General features: G+C 59.3%; 2 protein-coding genes. Both read right to left on the reverse strand.

Annotated elements, in window-relative coordinates; translation table 11 throughout:
• Window positions 1-171: SDR family NAD(P)-dependent oxidoreductase (locus ACQZ40_RS25740; RefSeq protein WP_448748916.1), on the reverse strand; the 171-nt coding region annotated here is incomplete at its 3' end.
• A gap of 75 nt (window positions 172-246) precedes the next feature.
• Window positions 247-553, reverse strand: a 307-nt coding sequence (locus ACQZ40_RS25745; protein WP_236767004.1) for a YciI family protein, incomplete at its 5' end; no start/stop codon positions are given.

Below are 553 nucleotides of genomic sequence, written 5' to 3' on the forward strand. Positions count from 1 at the left end.
GGTGATCACCTCGACGGTTACGCCATGGGCCGAGCGAAGCTCATCGGCAAGTGCGTTCAGCCGGTCGGTGGCTCTGGCAACGAGGACGAGATTGTGGCCACGGGCCGCCAGACGGCGTGCGTAGACCGTACCGATGCCACTGGAGGCACCGGTAATAAGGGCGATTGTCATGTCTGTGGTCCTTGGATTGTTACGATGTTTCAGACGTCAAGCGTGTGCCTGAAAGCGTCCTTGTCCATCACAGGCTCAGTCGCGCGCCTTCAGGTGAGGCATCGGATGATGCTCGTAGTGGCCAACGCCGTTAGCAACGATCGGATCGCGGGAAGTGAAGGATGCGATGTCCTGGTCATCGGCGATCCGGTAGATCGAGACGCCATAGCCGCCGGCCGGATCCATGACCGGTCCATGGGCGACGATAATGCCCTGATCGAGCAGGTCGTCGAGGAAGGCGCCGTGCCCGGCCATCCACGTCTTTTCGTCATCGCTCATCGTCGCCAGAAAATCATCCCGAGGCGGAATGAACTTGCATAGATAGTTCTTCATAGTGTGCTCC

The sequence above is a fragment of the Agrobacterium sp. 16-172Ci genome, assembly GCF_053522725.1.